Annotated in this window: 15 protein-coding genes and 1 pseudogene; 10 read left to right on the forward strand and 6 right to left on the reverse strand. The window is 57.3% G+C overall.

The genetic code is table 11. The annotated features are described in order from the left end of the window. Positions 1-29: 29 nt before the first annotated feature. From menF to menE, 6 genes are all read left to right on the forward strand, one after another. On the forward strand, positions 30-1,310 hold the full coding sequence (menF, locus tag O9K67_RS07865; RefSeq protein WP_061493936.1) for an isochorismate synthase MenF: 1,281 nt from the start codon (positions 30-32) through the stop codon (positions 1,308-1,310). A gap of 86 nt (positions 1,311-1,396) precedes the next feature. After that, positions 1,397-3,067 carry a 2-succinyl-5-enolpyruvyl-6-hydroxy-3-cyclohexene-1-carboxylic-acid synthase gene (gene menD, locus O9K67_RS07870; protein ID WP_061493937.1) on the forward strand — a complete coding sequence of 557 codons (1,671 nt, stop codon included), beginning with the start codon at positions 1,397-1,399 and terminating at the stop codon, positions 3,065-3,067. Beyond that, the gene (menH, locus tag O9K67_RS07875) at positions 3,064-3,840 is read left to right on the forward strand and encodes a 2-succinyl-6-hydroxy-2,4-cyclohexadiene-1-carboxylate synthase (protein WP_061493938.1); all 777 of its coding nucleotides are present in this window, start codon (positions 3,064-3,066) and stop codon (positions 3,838-3,840) included. Before menD ends, menH begins: the two co-directional genes overlap by 4 nt. After that, positions 3,837-4,694 (forward strand): 1,4-dihydroxy-2-naphthoyl-CoA synthase, encoded by an 858-nt coding sequence (gene menB / locus O9K67_RS07880; RefSeq protein ID WP_061493939.1) that lies wholly within the window; start codon positions 3,837-3,839, stop codon positions 4,692-4,694. Before menH ends, menB begins: the two co-directional genes overlap by 4 nt. Then, positions 4,694-5,659: an o-succinylbenzoate synthase gene (gene menC / locus O9K67_RS07885; protein WP_061493940.1), complete on the forward strand. Its 966-nt coding sequence runs from the start codon at positions 4,694-4,696 to the stop codon at positions 5,657-5,659. Before menB ends, menC begins: the two co-directional genes overlap by 1 nt. Then, on the forward strand, positions 5,656-7,023 hold the full coding sequence (gene menE, locus O9K67_RS07890) for an o-succinylbenzoate--CoA ligase (RefSeq protein ID WP_061493941.1): 1,368 nt from the start codon (positions 5,656-5,658) through the stop codon (positions 7,021-7,023). Before menC ends, menE begins: the two co-directional genes overlap by 4 nt. A gap of 49 nt (positions 7,024-7,072) precedes the next feature. Here the strand turns inward: menE and nudI are convergent, their stop codons facing one another. Beyond that, a complete protein-coding gene (nudI, locus tag O9K67_RS07895; RefSeq protein WP_061493942.1) occupies positions 7,073-7,498 on the reverse strand; it encodes a nucleoside triphosphatase NudI in 426 nt (141 codons plus the stop codon). 173 nt (positions 7,499-7,671) lie between these two features. Here nudI and O9K67_RS07900 point away from each other — a divergent pair, with 173 nt between their 5' ends. Further along, positions 7,672-8,214: a YfaZ family outer membrane protein gene (locus O9K67_RS07900; RefSeq protein ID WP_061499843.1), complete on the forward strand. Its 543-nt coding sequence runs from the start codon at positions 7,672-7,674 to the stop codon at positions 8,212-8,214. A gap of 93 nt (positions 8,215-8,307) precedes the next feature. Then, on the forward strand, positions 8,308-9,507 hold the full coding sequence (locus O9K67_RS07905) for a nicotinamide mononucleotide deamidase-related protein YfaY (RefSeq protein ID WP_061493943.1): 1,200 nt from the start codon (positions 8,308-8,310) through the stop codon (positions 9,505-9,507). A gap of 37 nt (positions 9,508-9,544) precedes the next feature. On the opposite strand, the gene glpC is transcribed toward O9K67_RS07905, so the two are convergent. From glpC to glpA, 3 genes are read right to left on the reverse strand one after another with little or no spacing between them, the layout of a single operon-like run. Then, positions 9,545-10,735 carry an anaerobic glycerol-3-phosphate dehydrogenase subunit GlpC gene (gene glpC, locus O9K67_RS07910; RefSeq protein WP_061493944.1) on the reverse strand — a complete coding sequence of 397 codons (1,191 nt, stop codon included), beginning with the start codon at positions 10,733-10,735 and terminating at the stop codon, positions 9,545-9,547. Continuing rightward, positions 10,732-11,988 (reverse strand): glycerol-3-phosphate dehydrogenase subunit GlpB, encoded by a 1,257-nt coding sequence (gene glpB / locus O9K67_RS07915; protein WP_061493945.1) that lies wholly within the window; start codon positions 11,986-11,988, stop codon positions 10,732-10,734. The genes glpC and glpB overlap by 4 nt, the downstream gene beginning before the upstream one ends. After that, entirely contained in the window at positions 11,978-13,600 is a 1,623-nt protein-coding gene (gene glpA / locus O9K67_RS07920) for an anaerobic glycerol-3-phosphate dehydrogenase subunit A (RefSeq protein ID WP_061493946.1), read from the reverse strand. Before glpA ends, glpB begins: the two co-directional genes overlap by 11 nt. Before the next feature lie 275 nt (positions 13,601-13,875). Here glpA and O9K67_RS07925 point away from each other — a divergent pair. Beyond that, a pseudogene (locus tag O9K67_RS07925) lies at positions 13,876-14,373 on the forward strand (MFS transporter); the annotation flags it as partial. 71 nt (positions 14,374-14,444) lie between these two features. After that, positions 14,445-15,512 carry a glycerophosphodiester phosphodiesterase gene (gene glpQ, locus O9K67_RS07930; protein ID WP_061493947.1) on the forward strand — a complete coding sequence of 356 codons (1,068 nt, stop codon included), beginning with the start codon at positions 14,445-14,447 and terminating at the stop codon, positions 15,510-15,512. Positions 15,513-15,569: 57 nt separating this feature from the next. Here glpQ and yfaE read toward each other — a convergent pair whose 3' ends face one another. Continuing rightward, on the reverse strand, positions 15,570-15,824 hold the full coding sequence (yfaE, locus tag O9K67_RS07935; protein ID WP_061499845.1) for a class I ribonucleotide reductase maintenance protein YfaE: 255 nt from the start codon (positions 15,822-15,824) through the stop codon (positions 15,570-15,572). Positions 15,825-15,826: 2 nt separating this feature from the next. Next, complete coding sequence (nrdB, locus tag O9K67_RS07940; RefSeq protein ID WP_061493948.1) at positions 15,827-16,957, reverse strand: class Ia ribonucleoside-diphosphate reductase subunit beta; 1,131 nt, start codon at positions 16,955-16,957, stop codon at positions 15,827-15,829. Positions 16,958-16,996 lie beyond the last annotated feature (39 nt).

A 16,996-nucleotide genomic window follows, 5' to 3' on the forward strand; every position in this document is an offset into this window, starting at 1 on the left:
TATGTGGTTTTTAACAGGGAGGGGTTCGCGTGTATTCCATTTCCTCTGCGCTGGAGCATCTGCATAACCGCCTGGCTGACGATTTACCCCATTCGCCCGGTTTTTGCTTTTTTGATGCCCCTTTCCCGTTAAATGACGCGTTCGATCCCCTTGCCTGGCTTGCCAGCCAGTCCGTCTATCCCCAGTTTTATTGGCAGCAGCGTAGCGGCGAAGATGAAGCCGCCGCGCTTGGCGCGCTGCGCCACTTTGCTTCATTACCCCTTGCACAGCAGTTTTTACAGCAATGCCCTGACGATGTTCGCGCATGGGGGCTGAACGCGTTTAATCTGCAGCAGGGCGCACTGTTTTTGCCGCGCCTGGAATGGCGACGGGAAGGCGGGCAGGCGATATTACGCCTCTATCTGTTGAGCGAGCACTCCTTGCATGATGATGCTGTGCACGCGGCGGATTTTCTGCAAACGCTGACGGCGTTTAAACCGTTGGCGAGTGCGCAACAGGTGTGCGTTGAACAGCGACATGTTCCGGATCGCGAAGGCTGGGAGACGCTGATGGCGCAGGCGCTTCGTGCGCTTGACAAAGCGGAGCTGGATAAAGTGGTCCTTGCCAGAGCAACGGATTACGCGTTCTCCAACGCTGTGCATGCCGCCTCGCTGATGGCCGCCAGTCGCCGCCTCAACCATCACTGCTTTCACTTTTTGTTTGCCTTCGATGCGCAACAGGCTTTTTTAGGCTCCTCGCCTGAGCGGTTGTGGCGGCGGCGCGGTACGGCGTTGCGCACCGAAGCGCTGGCGGGCACCGTCGCCAGTCATGAAGATGACCAGCAGGCGCAGCGTCTTGCCGACTGGCTGATGAGTGATGATAAAAACCAGCGGGAAAACATGCTGGTCGTGGAGGATATCTGCCAGCGCCTGCAACGGGAAACCGGCGCGTTGGAGGTATTACCGCCGCAGGTGATCCGGCTGCGTAAGGTGCAGCATTTACGCCGCTGTATCTGGACCGATTTGCAAACGCCGGATGATGCGCTGTGCTTACAGTTGCTGCAACCCACGGCGGCTGTCGCCGGGCTGCCGCGTCGCGAAGCCTGGGCGTTTATTCAACAGCATGAGCCGTTCGAGCGCGAATGGTATGCCGGCTCCGCAGGCTATTTATCCCGTGCGCAGAGTGAATTTTGCGTGGCGCTGCGTTCGGCGAAAATCAACGGTAACACTGTCCGTCTTTATGCCGGGGCTGGCATTGTGCCGGGTTCTGATGCGGAGCAAGAGTGGCAGGAAATCGAAAATAAAGCGGCAGGTTTGCGCTCGTTATTATGACTTACGCACACATAACCGACGCATATCAAAAACACGCGGTTTTCGATTATTTATACTAAGTCGCAATATTGATACCGGACAAACTCATGTCTATAAGCTCCTTTAACCGACGCTGGGCGACGGTGATCCTCGAAGCCCTCACTCGTCACGGCGTCAGGCATGTGTGCATCGCCCCTGGCTCCCGCTCCACCCCCTTAACGCTGGCCGCTGCGGAAAACCGCGCCTTTATCCATCACACCCATTTTGATGAGCGTGGTTTGGGTCACCTGGCGTTAGGGCTGGCGAAAGCCAGTAAGCAACCAGTGGCCGTCATTGTTACATCCGGCACGGCGGTGGCAAATCTCTATCCTGCGTTGATTGAAGCCGGGCTGACCGGGGAAAAACTGATTTTGCTCACGGCTGACCGTCCCCCTGAGCTGATTGATTGCGGCGCGAATCAGGCTATCCGCCAGCCGGGCATGTTTGCCTCGCATCCTACGGAATCGCTGGCGTTGCCGCGTCCGTCTCAGGATATTCCGGCGCGCTGGTTGGTTTCTGCTATTGATAATCTGCTGGGGTCATTGCACGGTGGTGCAGTGCATATCAACTGCCCTTTTGCTGAGCCGCTGTATGGCGACATGGATGAGAACGATCTGCCGTGGCTGCAGGCGCTCGGGGCGTGGTGGCAGGATGACAAACCCTGGTTGCAAGCCCCTGCGCGGTTGCAGTGCGAAAAGCAGCGCGACTGGTTTTTCTGGCGGCAAAAGCGCGGCGTGATCATCGCCGGGCGTATGAGCGCCGCTGAAGGTCAGCAACTTGCACACTGGGCGAAAACACTTGGCTGGCCGCTGATTGGCGATGCGCTGTCGCAAACCGGGCAGCCATTGCCCTGCGCCGACTTATGGCTCGGCAACGCCCGGGCAGTCACCGAACTGAACCAGGCACAGATTATCCTGCAATTTGGCAGCAGCCTGACCGGTAAACGTCTTCTGCAATGGCAGGCGGTGTGCGAGCCGCAAGAGTACTGGTTGATTGACTCGCTGCCTGGGCGGCTTGATCCTGCTCATCATCGTGGCCGCCGGTTGGTATCGGATGTGGCCGGGTGGCTGGAACAACACCCGGCGGAGCCGCGCGCGCCCTGGTACAGCGCGGTTGAACAGCTTTCCTCGCAAGCGTGGGAGCGGGTGAGCGCGCAGCGGGACACGTTTGGCGAAGCCCAGTTTGCGCACCGTATTACGGCGTATTTGCCGGAACAGGGGCAGGTTTTCCTCGGCAACAGTCTGGTCGTGCGGCTGGTGGATGCGCTGGGGCAGCTTCCGGCAGGTTATCCGGTCTACAGCAACCGTGGCGCGAGCGGCATTGATGGTTTGCTCTCCACAGCGGCAGGTGTGCAGCGTGCCAGTGCCCGACCGACGCTGGCGATCGTTGGTGATCTTTCCGCGCTCTATGATCTTAACGCTCTGGCGTTACTGCGGCAGGTTTCCGCCCCCTTTGTGCTGGTGGTAGTGAACAATAACGGCGGGCAAATTTTTTCGTTGCTGCCTACGCCTCCGGCGGAGCGAGAGCAATTCTATCTGATGCCGCAACATGTTGATTTTGCGCATGCTGCTGCCATGTTTGGCCTGAATTATCATCGCCCGGAAAACTGGGATGCACTGGATCAGGCTTTTGCTGGCGCGTGGAGCAAGGCCGGGGCGACACTGATTGAGCTGGTGGTGAAAGAGACCGACGGTGCGCAGACCTTGCAAAACTTGCTGGCGCAGGTGAGCCACCTGTGATTTTACACGGGCAGACGGTAACCGGTCGGCAGCAGCAGCCATGGCTGGTGTTTTTGCACGGTTTTTCCGGCGATCACCGTGAATGGCAGACCGTCGGCGAGACACTGACAGATTTTCCCCGTCTGTACCTTGATTTACCCGGTCATGGAGGCTCGGCGGAGATCGCCGTGACCTCATTTGTGGAGATGGATGCCTGCTTGCGGGCGACACTGACGCGTTACAACATACCTCACTACTGGCTGGTGGGGTATTCGCTGGGTGCGCGCGTGGCGATGTACCACGCGTGCCAGTACCCGACCGGGCTACAGGGGGTGGTGGTCGAGGGGGGGCATCCTGGCCTGACCGATGATGCTGCCCGTACAGAACGCCAGCTCTCCGATGCGCATTGGGCCGCGCGTTTTCGCCAACAGCCACTGGATGAGGTATTTGACGCCTGGTACCGCCAGCCGGTTTTTGCGTCGCTGGATACCTCGCAGCGCGCGGCGTTAGTCGCGTTACGGCGTCAGAACAACGGTGCATCGCTTGCCGCTATGCTGGAGGCGACATCGCTGGCTTGCCAGCCTGATTTGCGGGCTGCGCTGCACGCGTTACCTTTTTCAGTTCATTATTTATACGGTGAATTCGACAGTAAATTTTGCGCGCTGGCGACGCAAGTCACCCGCCACTGTCACGCCATTCCTGCCGCCGGGCACAACGCGCACCGGGAGAATCCCGTGGGTGTTGCCGCTGTCCTGGCGCGAATTCTGCGTTTTGAGATAAAGGACACACTATGATCTACCCAGAAGAAAGCATGCTCTACGCGCCGGTTAAATGGCGCGACTGTTCCGAAGGCTACACGGATATTCGTTACCACAAGTCTGCTGACGGCATCGCCAAAATCACCATTAACCGCCCGCAGGTGCGTAACGCATTCCGCCCGCTGACGGTGAAAGAGATGATCCAGGCGCTGTCTGATGCCCGTTACGACGACAACATCGGGGTGATCATTCTCACCGGGGAAGGCGAGAAAGCCTTCTGCGCGGGCGGCGATCAAAAAGTGCGCGGTGATTACGGCGGCTATCAGGATGACTCCGGTGTACACCATCTCAACGTGCTCGACTTCCAGCGCCAGATCCGTACCTGTCCGAAACCGGTTGTTGCCATGGTTGCGGGTTATTCCATTGGCGGTGGTCATGTACTGCATATGATGTGCGATCTGACCATTGCCGCGGAAAACGCTATCTTTGGCCAGACTGGCCCGAAAGTCGGATCGTTTGATGGCGGCTGGGGCGCGTCTTATATGGCGCGCATCGTCGGGCAGAAAAAGGCCCGCGAAATCTGGTTCCTGTGCCGTCAATACGATGCGCAGCAGGCGCTGGATATGGGGCTCGTTAACACCGTTGTGCCGGTTGCCGAACTGGAAAAAGAGACCGTTCGCTGGTGCCGTGAAATGCTGCAAAACAGCCCGATGGCGCTGCGCTGCCTGAAAGCGGCTCTGAATGCGGACTGCGATGGCCAGGCCGGGCTGCAGGAGTTGGCCGGTAACGCCACCATGCTGTTCTATATGACTGAAGAAGGGCAGGAAGGTCGCAACGCGTTTAACCAGAAACGCCAGCCTGACTTCAGTAAATTCAAACGGAATCCATAATGCGCCAGGCGCAGGTTTACCGCTGGCAGCTCCCCCTCGACGCGGGCGTGGTGTTGCGGGATCGGCGGCTAAAAACCCGCGACGGCCTGTTTGTCCATTTGCAGGACGCAGGATGTGAAGGATGGGGGGAGATCTCCCCTCTGCCGGGCTTTAGTCAGGAAACGCTGGATGAGGCGCAGCAGGCTGTTGTCGCCTGGGCCCGCGCCTGGTCTGAGGGGCAGTTATTGCCGTTGCCGGAACTGCCTTCGGCGGCCTTTGGCCTCAGTTGCGCACTGGCGGAGCTGCAAAACACCCTGCCGCAAGCAGCGGATTACCGCGCGGCGATGCTGTGCGCAGGCGATCCGGACGATCTGTTTGCCACACTCGCTGCGTTGCCCGGCGAGAAAGTGGCGAAAGTGAAGGTCGGATTATATGAGGCGGTACGTGACGGTATGGTTGTTAACCTGCTGCTGGAGTCGATTGACGATTTGCATTTGCGGCTGGATGCCAACCGTGCCTGGACGCCATTGAAAGCGCAGCAGTTCGCGAAATATGTGAATCCGGACTACCGCTCGCGTATCGCATTTCTTGAAGAACCGTGTAAAACCCGTGAGGATTCACTGGCCTTTGCCCGCGAGACGGGGATCACCATTGCCTGGGATGAAAGCCTGCGTGATGAGGATTTTCGTTTTGAAGCGCAGGAAGGTGTCGGGGCTGTGGTGATCAAGCCGACGCTCACCGGCAGTTTGCAGAAAGTACAGCAGCAGGTGGCTGCGGCGAAAGCGCTCGGGTTGACGGTGGTGATCAGTTCTTCGATCGAATCGAGTCTTGGTCTGACGCAACTGGCGCGTATCGCCGCCTGGCTCACGCCAGGGACCCTTCCGGGGCTGTATACGCTGCATTTGATGAAAGCGCAGCTGCTGCGCCGCTGGCCGGACAGTGATTTGCCCTGTTTGCAGATGGATGTACTGGAACCGTTATTATGATGTTTATTGATTGGCCCTGGCGGCACTGGCGCAGTACGCGCGGTGAGCAGGTGGCAATCCGGCTTAACCAGCAAACCCTGACCTGGCGCGCGTTGTGCGCTCGTGTGGATGCGCTGGCCAGCGGTTTTGCCCGTCAGGGGGTGAAAGAGGGCGACGGCGTGATGCTGCGCGCCCGCAATCACCCGCATACCTTACTGGCCTGGCTGGCGTTATTGCAGTGTGGCGCGCGGGTGTTGCCGGTCAACCCTCAGCTTCCCGCGCCATTGCTGGCCACGCTGTTACCGCAGTTAACGCTGCGGTTTATCCTGGATGTGGATGGACAGGAGGCGGTGAGCGAGCTGACCGCGCTGGTTCAGCATACGGCGGAGGGGGAGTACGCTGTAGCATGGCAGCCGCAGCGGCTGGCGTCGATGACGCTGACATCCGGTTCGACAGGTTTACCGAAAGCGGCGGTACATACCTGCGCCGCGCATCTTGCCAGTGCTGAAGGCGTACTCTCGCTGATCCCCTTTGCACCTGAAGATGACTGGCTACTCTCGTTGCCGCTGTTTCATGTGTCCGGGCAGGGCATTTTGTGGCGCTGGTTGTTGGCCGGGGCGCGTATTACCGTGCGCGACAAATTGCCGCTGGCGCAGGCACTGGTCGGTTGCACGCATGCCTCACTGGTTCCGACACAGCTGTGGCGTTTATTGAATGACAACACGCCAGTGGCGCTGAAAGCCGTTCTGCTCGGCGGTGCCGCCATTCCGGTTGCGCTGACGCAGCAGGCGCGCGAACGGGGGATCCGTAGCTGGTGCGGCTACGGCCTGACTGAATTTGCCTCTACTGTCTGCGCGAAAGAGGCCGACGGCGCACCGGATGTGGGCGAGGCCTTGCCGGGGCGGCAAGTGAAAATTGTTGATGATGAAGTGTGGTTGCGGGCTGAGAGTATGGCGGCAGGTTACTGGTGCAACGGGGAGCTGTTGCCGCTCGCTAATCACGAAGGCTGGTTTGCGACTCGCGATCGCGGTGCGCTGAAAGCGGGTCGTCTGACCATTCTGGGTCGGCTCGATAACCTCTTTTTCAGCGGCGGTGAAGGCATTCAACCGGAAGATGTGGAGCGGGTGATTGCCACCCACGCCGGGGTGCGGCAGGTGCTGGTGGTGCCAGTGGAGGATGCCGAGTTCGGTCAGCGCCCGGTTGCGGTCGTGGAGTGTGACGACGACACCGATATCAGCAAGTTTGCTGGCTGGGTAGCGGATAAACTGGCCCGGTTCCAGCAGCCGGTTCACTGGCTGGCGTTGCCAGAAGCGCTTAAAAATGGCGGGATTAAAATCTCCCGACGGGCATTACAGCAGTGGGTCAATGCCAGGTTGAAGGGCTGAATAAGGCCAAGGCAGACTTGCAGGTTGCGGCCTGCCATCTGGCACAGGATTAAAGTAACCCTTTCATCTTCAGCGTCAAGCGGGTTGCCTCATTCAGGTCATAGCGATGCAGATCCGCCGGTGCGACCCAGGTGTAAGCCTGAAACTCTTCATTAATTTCAATTTCACGGTTAGCGCTCACGCAATCAAAGATCAGGTAAATCATATAGATTTGTTCTGTGCTGCCATCGGGGTAGGTTTTTAGCCGCACATCGTCGCGAAATGTCCACGGTGTTATCTGGCTCAGTTGCAGTTTATCGCCCAGCTCTTCGCGAATCTCACGGCGCAGCGCCTCTTCTATCCGCTCTCCCGGTTCAACACCGCCGCCAGATAAGGCCCACTGGCCAGGAAAAACGCCCCGGTCATTGGCCATTTTGCATAACAGGTAAGCACCGTCGTTCTGAATAAGAGGGCAGACGATTGTCCGTTGTCGCATGGCTTTTCCTTAAGAGTCATTGATTCCGTGTTGATTGTTATAGCATCAGAGAGCGAAGAAAAATTGACGCTGGCTATAGTTCAGGCTTTTTTTATTCATTCTTCTGGCATAAAAATAGGCGTACAATCAGGAGCTTTTGGGCATTGGCCCGTTATGTGCGGAAAAAATCAGAAATGAAAAACGTTGCTTTATTAGGTTTAGCCAGCCTGTTGCTGGTATCGGCCGGCGCGCAGGCTGTTAGCCTGAGCGGTCAGATTGGTAAGGATTACACCAATCTGGGCTTTGGTTTTGGTACTGAAACAAGTGGTATTGCAGTCAGTGGTAACTGGGCGCACAGCGAAGACGATGGCGACATTGCCGGTCTGGGGCTGGGGTACAACATTCCGCTGGGTCCGTTCCTCGGCACCGTGGGCGGCAAAGGCGTTTACCTGAACCCGAACGCAGGTAGCGAAGGCTACGCTATCGCGGTGGGCGGTGGTCTGCAATGGCAAATTGCCAGCAGCTTCAGCATCTTTGGCGAGTATTACTACTCACCGGATTCGCTCTCCAGCGGCGTTAAAGAGTACCAGGAAGCCAACGCAGGCGCGCGCTACACCATTATGCGTCCGCTGACCGTGGAAGCGGGTTATCGTTACATCGACATGACCGGCAAAGAAGGGCGTCGTGATAACGCCGTTGCCGATGGTCCTTATGTGGGTGTGAGCGCGAGCTTCTAATCTCCCGGCGCGGCGTTCGTCCGCGCCCGTTTCTTTCCTCTTTCGCTCTACGCATGCGCTATAGTGTTTCAACCTCTATTACAGGAGTTAATGATGTTAAACGTAGAGATGCTGTCTACCGGCGATGAAGTACTACACGGGCAGATTGTGGACACCAATGCCGCGTGGCTGGCGGATTTTTTCTTTAATCAGGGATTGCCGTTAGCGCGCCGTAACACGGTGGGTGATAACCTCGAAGATTTGGTCGCCATTCTGCGCGAACGTAGTGAGCATGCGGATGTGCTGATCGTCAATGGCGGGTTGGGGCCAACCAGTGATGATCTGAGCGCACTGGCGGCGGCGACCGCAAAGGGCGAATCATTAGTGCTGCATGACGCGTGGCTGACGCACATGGAGCGCTTTTTTAACGAGCGCGGCCGCGTTATGGCGCCGAGCAACCGTAAACAGGCAGAAATTCCGGCCAGCGCGGAGCTGGTGGATAACCCTGTGGGTACTGCCTGCGGCTTTGCCATCCAACTGAACCGTTGCCTGATGTTCTTTACCCCGGGCGTGCCCTCTGAATTTAAAGTTATGGTTGAACGCGAAATCCTGCCGCGCCTGCGCACACGGTTTACACTGCCGGAGCCGCCGGTATGCCTGCGTTTGACCACCTTCGGTCGTTCGGAAAGCGATCTGGCACAAAGCCTGGCGCACCTCGAACTGCCACCGGGCGTTGTAATGGGGTATCGCTCATCCATGCCGATCATCGAGCTGAAACTGACCGGCCCGGCGGAGCACCGTGCGGCAATGGAAGCGGTGTGGCCGGACGTTAAACGCGTGGCGGGCGAGAGCCTTATTTTTGAAGGGACAGTCGGTTTGCCGGCGGTACTTGCTGCGCGCCTGCGCGAGCGCCAGTTGAGCCTGACCCTGAGCGAACAGTTCACCAGCGGGCTGGTGGCGTTACAACTTTCCCGCGCGGGGGCTCCGCTGCTGGTCAGCGAAGTGTTGCCCTCACAGGCGGAAGAGCTGGCACAAAGCGCACGCTGGACGACGGAGCTGCGCAACCGCCATCTTGCCGGACTGGCGTTGACCGTCACCGGGCTTGAAGACGATCACCTGAATTTTGCATTGGCGACACCGGACGGTACGCGCGCGTTGCGCGTGAAGTTCAACACCAACCGTCACGGTCTGGAGGTTCGCCAGGAAGTGTGCGCCATGATGGCGCTGAACATCCTGCGCCGCTGGCTTGAGGGCAAAGACATCGCCAGCGATCACGGCTGGATCAATGTCGTCGAGTCGCTGTATGTCGAGTAAACAGGATACCGGGCACAAGCCCGGTATCCTCGGTACATCAGATTAAGGCCTGCGCCAGCAGGGTAATGGGATGTTCACAGCGTTTGCTGGTGGACATCTCAATCTGCCATTTGCAGGTTTCACAATCCGTCACCACCAGGTCTGCGCCGCTGGCTTCGATTTGTTCAAACAGCGGCGCACCAATGGCCTGAGAGGTGGGGTAGTTTTCGCTTTTAAACCCGTACGTACCGGCAATACCGCAGCAGCGGGAATCCAGTACCGTCAGCTCCAGTCCCGGAATGCGGCGTAACAGATCCAATGTGTAGTGCGTCCAGCCCATTTTTTCCATATGGCACGGCGTGTGATACACCACTTTCAGCGGGGTGGTTTTCAGACTCAGGGATCGCCCCTCATCCAGCATGCGCCAGATCCACCGGGTCGCTAAATCGATATGCGCGCGCAGATGGCTGTTGTCGATATCCAGCAGATGTGGATACTCATCACGCAGCGTAAACGCGCAGGTAGACGATGTGGCAATCACCGGTAAACCTTGTGTGCCAATTGCCTGCTCCAGTGACGTAACGTTAAATTGCGCCTGTTTTTTGGCCTTGTCGAAAAAGCCGTTCGCGATCAGCGGGACGCCGCAGCATTTTTCCCGTTCCAGCAGTTGTACGCCGATGCCCATATTGTTCAGCACCCGCAGCAAATCTTTACCCAGTTGCGGGTGGTTGTAGTTGACGTAGCAGCCGTGGAAAAACGCCACCTGTTGCGGAAAGGCGCGCTGCTTGTCGACAACGCTGCGATACCAGCGGCGGAAAGTGCCGTGTGAGTACTTCGGCAGCGTCCGGTGGTGATCAATTTTCAGCGCTTTATCCAGCAACTGGCGTACCGGTTTGAGCGACGTTGCTGTGTTGACCAACGGCGCCATGGGCGTGGAAAGTGTCCCCATCAGGTCGGTGTGGCTCAGGATCGCGTTACGGATTGAGAGCTGTTTCGGTGCATGTTGCGCGCGGGCGCGCTGAATGATATCACCAATTTTTACACCGGACGGGCAGGCTGTCTCACAGCGTTTGCAGTTGGTGCAATACTTCAGCGCTTCGTCATACAGTGCGGCATCTTTCAGACGCAGCCGTTCACCATCCGGGCCTGCCTGTTTCGGCCCGGGGTAGGCAGGGTTGACCCGGCTGACCGGGCAGACGGTGGTGCAGACCGTGCATTTGATACAGCTTTCAAACTGGGTGGTGCTCATTGTTCGCCTCCCTGTGCGGCTATCTGCTGTGCGGCATGCAGTGCAGTGACGGCGCAAACGCCCCCGCCACACCCCTGGGCGATGGCGTCAAATCCGCCTAACACCGAACCGACAACATACAGATTGTTGATGGCTTTTCCCTGACGCAAGGCGTGGAGTTGTGCGTCGGTTTGTACGCCAAATTGTTGCCACGGTTGAGTCTCGAAAATATCGTCCCGATACCAGTCGCTGCGTTTGTCGCATTGCAGGACATCCAGGTCAAACACCGCTTCCCGCACGCGGTCACGATCGGCGATCAAGCCATTACTGAAAAAGCTGCCGCTGGCGAGCACCACATGGCGTGCGCGTAACGGGATATCTTCATGTTTGCGGGTCCACAACTGCGTAACACGGTCATTCTGGATATCGGCGTGGAGCACTTCGTCGCCGGGCATCCAGCTTCCGCCACTGTGGATAAACCGTTGTTGCAGCAAAAATTGCATGCGCATGCCCGGTACCGATGGCGGCAGCGTCGGCAGTAAGTGCAGCGGGCACGCCAGTTGTTGGTTAAGCTGCGTAAATACGCTGCTGTCCGTCAGACCAAAACAGGCGGGCAGGTATAACACGTCGTACTGTTGACTCAGCGGGTGCAGTGCGTCATAGAGGGCGGCAAAGTGTTCCGGTGCATCCAGGTGGCGGGCAATGTTCACCGCACGAAATTCACTGGGGTTATCACGCAGTGTGTCGAGCACCGGCAACTCTATTTCTTCTGCATGCGCGTCGATGCCGCGTTTACGCAATGAGGCAGCGGCAAGCTGCGGCTGAAAGTCCGGGAAACCACTGATGCCAATCACGCCGGTGCGCTGGCTGACGTCGGGTTTTAGCGGCACTTCCGCCGGGCTCAGCCAGGCCCGGCGAAACGAACCTAATGGGGTAACCCGCAGGTGCGGCGTATCGACATCACCCTGTAACGCCAGCCCGCAGTCGGCCAGCAGCGTTTGGGTTTGCTGCGCATAGTGGCGCACGCGTTCTGCGCCCAGCAGGGCATAGGGATGGGCGGGATGGTGCTGCGCCAGCAGGGCGATGGCGCTGTTCAGGTCACGAACAGGCTGGCCATCTGGCAAATGGGAGAGCAGATCCAGAGAGCCGGAGGAGAAACCCAGCGCGCTCTGTCCGCGGCTGACAATGGCACAGCGCTGCCCGTTTTCACTCAGGCGAATACCGCATAACAGGCCAGCAAGTCCGCCGCCGATAATAACCGTATCAAATCTCATCATCCGTCTCCTTTTCCAGCCCGCACAATCCCTGATAAACCCAACGTGTAAACTCGCTTTCCCTCAGCGCATCGCCCCAGGCGACGGGTTTCACGCCTTTCCAGCGCTCATTGAGGAAATCCGCCAGTTGCGTCAGGGACTCGCTCTCGGTGGTGACATGCAGGCGGTTAAGCAACCCCGCGGCGCGACAGGCGCACAGCTCGCCCTGGCAGGTACCCATTCCCACACGGGTACGGCGGCGCAAATCGAGGAGCGAATGGACATTCAGATTTTCTACCGCATATTGCACTTCGCCGGCGGTCACGGCTTCACATTCGCAGACCAGACTGCGGTTATGCCTGTCGCTGCCAAGCCAGGCGGGGGTGCGGTCGCCATGGCGATATACCGCTGAACCGCGTAACGGTGTGGGCAGCGAGATAATTTTTCGCAGTGCCTGCTCTGTGGGCTCTTTAGAGCCAGGCAGCGGTGCGCTGGCGGTGGTGCAGACAGCGCTGTGATTGAGCTTGCGGCATACTGCATCGGTCGCCCACTCCGCCATCAGGCGGTAGGTCATCAGTTTGCCGCCGGTAATGGTGATAAACCCTTCCAGCCCGTCACGCTGTGCGTGATCGAGCAGTACAATTCCCCGGCTGACGTTACGCCCGCTGGGGTCATCATCACTGGCCACCAGCGGACGTACACCGGCATAGGCGCGCAAAATGCGTGTTTGTGCCATCACGGGGGCGAGTTTTTCCCCTTCGCGCAGCAGAATATCCACCTCTTGCGGCGTGACGCGGGTATTGTCGATATCGTTGTAATCAATATGCGTTGAGGTGGTGCCTATCAGCGAGATGGTATCGCCCGGCACCAGAATATCGGCATCGGCAGGTTTCCGGCAGCGGTTGATAACGTGCTGGTTGATGCGGTGGTCGAGGATTAACAGCGCACCTTTGGCCGGAAACATGCGAATGCGCAGATCAGCATATTCTGCTATGCGCTGTCCCCAGATCCCGGCGGCGTTGACCACAACAGACGCATGAAGCTCCAGAGTTTCACCGCTGGTGGCATGGCGGATGCGCACGCCGCTGACGGTTTCACCGTTGCGGATAAGTCCGCATACCTCATGTCCAGTCAGGATCTTCGCGCCGTGTTCGCGTGCATCCAGCATATTGCTCGCTGTCAGGCGGAACGGATCGACCGTACCGTCAGGCACCCGTACCGCGCCAGTCAGCGTCGGGTTAACGCTGGGTTCCATACGCCGGGCTTCCTGCGGAGAAATAGCCTGCGCCGGAATACCGGCCTGCAGGCAGGCGTCGATAAACTGACCCTGATACACCAAATCATCTTCCGGCAGGGTAATAAACAGGCCATCGGTGGGTTCAATGCAGTGGCGGGCAATGCGTTTCAGGATCTGGTTTTCGGCGATACACTCCCGCGCCGATTCATTGTCGGTCACCGCATAGCGTGCGCCGCTGTGCAGCAAACCATGGTTGCGCCCGGTCGCGCCGGTGGCGATATCGTGGCGCTCGAGCAGCACTGCGCGCAGGCCGCGCAGGGCGCAATCGCGGGCGATGCCGGCGCCCGTCGCGCCGCCGCCAATAATGATCACATCGTAGTCACTGGAGTTGCGCATGTTCGCGTCCTTCTGTTCGACGTTCTTTAACGACCATTTAGCCATACTCTTGCTGTGGTTTGTTTGATATCGCGCATATTCGAGCAAAAAACGAAAGTGCAGTGCGCTTTTATGCGTGAATGGAGATGCCTGTCATATTTCTGTAACATTATGTGCGACAACTCACCCTCTCTGATTAAAACTTTCAATACAATTCGCCGCGACTAACTGAGGTTATGTTCGTTTTCACTCATTGATGACAGGCATCATGAGTTCACCGCGCCACGGAGGCCGTTATGTTGAGCATTTTTAAACCTGCCACCCATCAGTCGCGTCTGCCCGCAGAGCAGATCGACCCGACCTACCGTCGTTTACGCTGGTAGATATTTCTGGGGATTTTCTTTGGTTACGCCGCCTATTACCTGGTGCGTAAAAACTTTGCGCTGGCGATGCCGTATCTGGTTGAGCAGGGGTTTTCGCGTGGAGATTTAGGCTTTGCGTTGTCGGGCATTTCAATCGCCTATGGTTTTTCAAAATTCATTATGGGCTCGGTGTCTGACCGTTCGAACCCGCGTGTTTTTCTTCCTGCCGGGTTGATTCTGGCGGCGGCGGTGATGCTGTTTATGGGGTTTGTGCCCTGGGCAACCTCCAGCATCGCCATCATGTTCGTGCTGTTGTTCCTGTGTGGTTGGTTCCAGGGCATGGGGTGGCCGCCGTGCGGACGCACCATGGTGCACTGGTGGTCGCAGAAAGAGCGTGGCGGTATCGTTTCGGTATGGAACTGCGCGCATGATTATTGTGATGATCGGCGAGAAACGCCACCATGCTGACGTGCTTGCGCGTCGCCAGTAAGAAAGGAGCCATGATGAAAAGCACCTTCACCCGTATGACCACCGGTTTGTTGCTGGCGGGATTTGCATCCTGCCAGGCGTTGGCGGCAGAGCAAATCGTTATTGCCCATCGCGGCGCCAGCGGCTATTTACCGGAACACACCCTGCCGGCGAAAGCGATGGCCTATGCGCAGGGCGCGGATTATCTGGAGCAGGATCTGGTGATGACCAAAGATGACCATCTGGTTGTCCTGCACGATCATTATCTCGATCGCGTCACGGATGTGGCGGAGCGCTTCCCGGATCGCGCCCGTAAAGATGGCCGTTTTTACGCCATCGACTTTACGTTGGATGAGATCCGCTCGCTGAAATTTACTGAAGGCTTTGAGCTGGAGAAGGGAAAAAAAGTGCAGGTTTTCCCGGGGCGCTTCCCGATGGGCAAATCCGATTTCCGTATTCATACCTTTGAAGAGGAGATTGAGTTTGTACAGGGGTTGAATCACTCCACCGGTAAAAACATTGGCATCTACCCGGAAATCAAAGCGCCATGGTTCCACCACCAGGAAGGGAAAGACATTGCCGCGAAGACGCTGGACGTGCTGAAAAAGTACGGCTACACCAGCAAGCAGGACAAGGTGTATCTGCAATGCTTTGATGCCAATGAACTGAAGCGTATTAAGCATGAACTGGAGCCGAAGAGGGGGATGGATCTCAATCTGGTGCAGTTGATTGCGTATACCGACTGGAAAGAGACGCAGGAGAAGCAGTCAGACGGTCAATGGGTGAACTACAGCTACGACTGGATGTTTACACCCGGTGCGATGAAACAGATTGCGCAGTACGCCGACGGGATTGGTCCTGACTATCATATGCTGGTGGCAAAGGGCTCAACGCCAGGGCACGTTACGCTGACGGCGATGGTGAAAGAGGCGCATGCCAGCCATTTGCAAGTGCATCCGTTCACTGTTCGTGCAGATAAACTGCCGGATTATGCCAGCAATGTGGACCAGCTGTATGAGGTGTTGTATCGCCAGGCGGGCGTTGACGGCGTATTTACCGATTTCCCCGATAAAGCCGTGCAGTTTCTTCATCGACAACCCTAAACAAAAAAAGGCCTGAAAAGGCCTTTTTTTATAACGCGGATTTTGCGCTGATCTGGTTTACATCTCGATTTCGATATCGCCTTTTGCCCGGCAGCAGCAGGGCAAAATTTCCCCGTCGTTGATAAAGGCCAGCGGTTCAGCAATCCAGTCCACCTGGCCTGCCACCAACCGACAGCGGCAGGAGCCGCAGTAGCCTTCGCGGCACTGGTACTCCACTTCAACCTGCTGTGATTCCAGCGCCACCAGCAAAGAGGGGTGTTCATCCCGGCACAGCACTTGTGTGCCGGAAAGGCGCAGCGTTATGCGGCTCATCATCAGAGCTGGAAGTTGCTCAAATCGTCAGTATCGACTTCAGCGTCGATCTGACCAACGAGGTAGGAGCTGACTTCCACTTCCTGCGGCGCAACCTGCACGTTATCGGACACCAGCCAGGTGTTGATCCACGGAATCGGGTTGGAGCGGGTCTGGAACGGTAAATCGAGGCCCACCGCCTGCATACGGATGTTGGTGATGTACTCGACGTACTGGCAGAGAATGTCTTTGTTCAGGCCGATCATCGAGCCGCCCTGGAACAGATATTCCGCCCACTCTTTTTCCTGTAATGCCGCCTGCACGAACAGGTCATAGCACTCTTGTTTGCACTCTTGCGCAATCTCCGCCATTTCCGGATCGTCTGCGCCGGAACGCAGCAAGTTCAGCATATGCTGGGTACCGGTCAGGTGCAGTGCTTCATCACGGGCGATCAGCCGGATGATTTTTGCATTGCCTTCCATCAGTTCGCGTTCGGCAAAGGCGAAGGAGCAGGCGAAGCTGACATAGAAGCGAATCGCCTCCAGCGCGTTGACGCTCATCAGGCACAGATAAAGTTTCTTTTTCAACTCGCGCAGGTTCACGGTGACGGTTTTACCGTTTACGGTGTGCGTGCCTTCGCCCAGCAAGTGCCAGTAGCTGGTCATCTCAATCAGATCATCATAAAAGTGCGAAATGCCTTCCGCGCGCTTGAGGATCTGCTCGTTAGTGACGATATCGTCAAACACCACCGCCGGATCGTTAACGATATTGCGGATGATGTGGGTGTAAGAGCGCGAGTGTATCGTTTCTGAGAACGCCCAGGTTTCTACCCAGGTTTCCAGTTCCGGAATGGAAATCAGCGGCAGCAGTGCGACGTTCGGACTGCGGCCCTGAATGGAGTCCAGCAATGTCTGGTATTTCAGATTACTGAGGAAGATATGTTTTTCATGTTCCGGCAGCGCCTGGAAGTCGATGCGATCGCGGGAAACGTCCACTTCTTCCGGACGCCAGAAGAAGGAAAGTTGCTTTTCAATCAGCTTTTCGAAGATGTCATATTTTTGCTGATCGTAGCGCGCCACGTTAACCGGCTGGCCAAAGAACATCGGCTCCTGCAGCTGATCGTTTTTCGTCTGTGAAAAAGTGGTGTATACCATTGAATGTGAGTCCTGTCTTGCGAAAGAAAAGGGCGGGTT

The sequence above is a fragment of the Kosakonia oryzendophytica genome (genome assembly GCF_027886705.1).
In the GTDB taxonomy this organism is placed as follows: domain Bacteria; phylum Pseudomonadota; class Gammaproteobacteria; order Enterobacterales; family Enterobacteriaceae; genus Kosakonia; species Kosakonia oryzendophytica.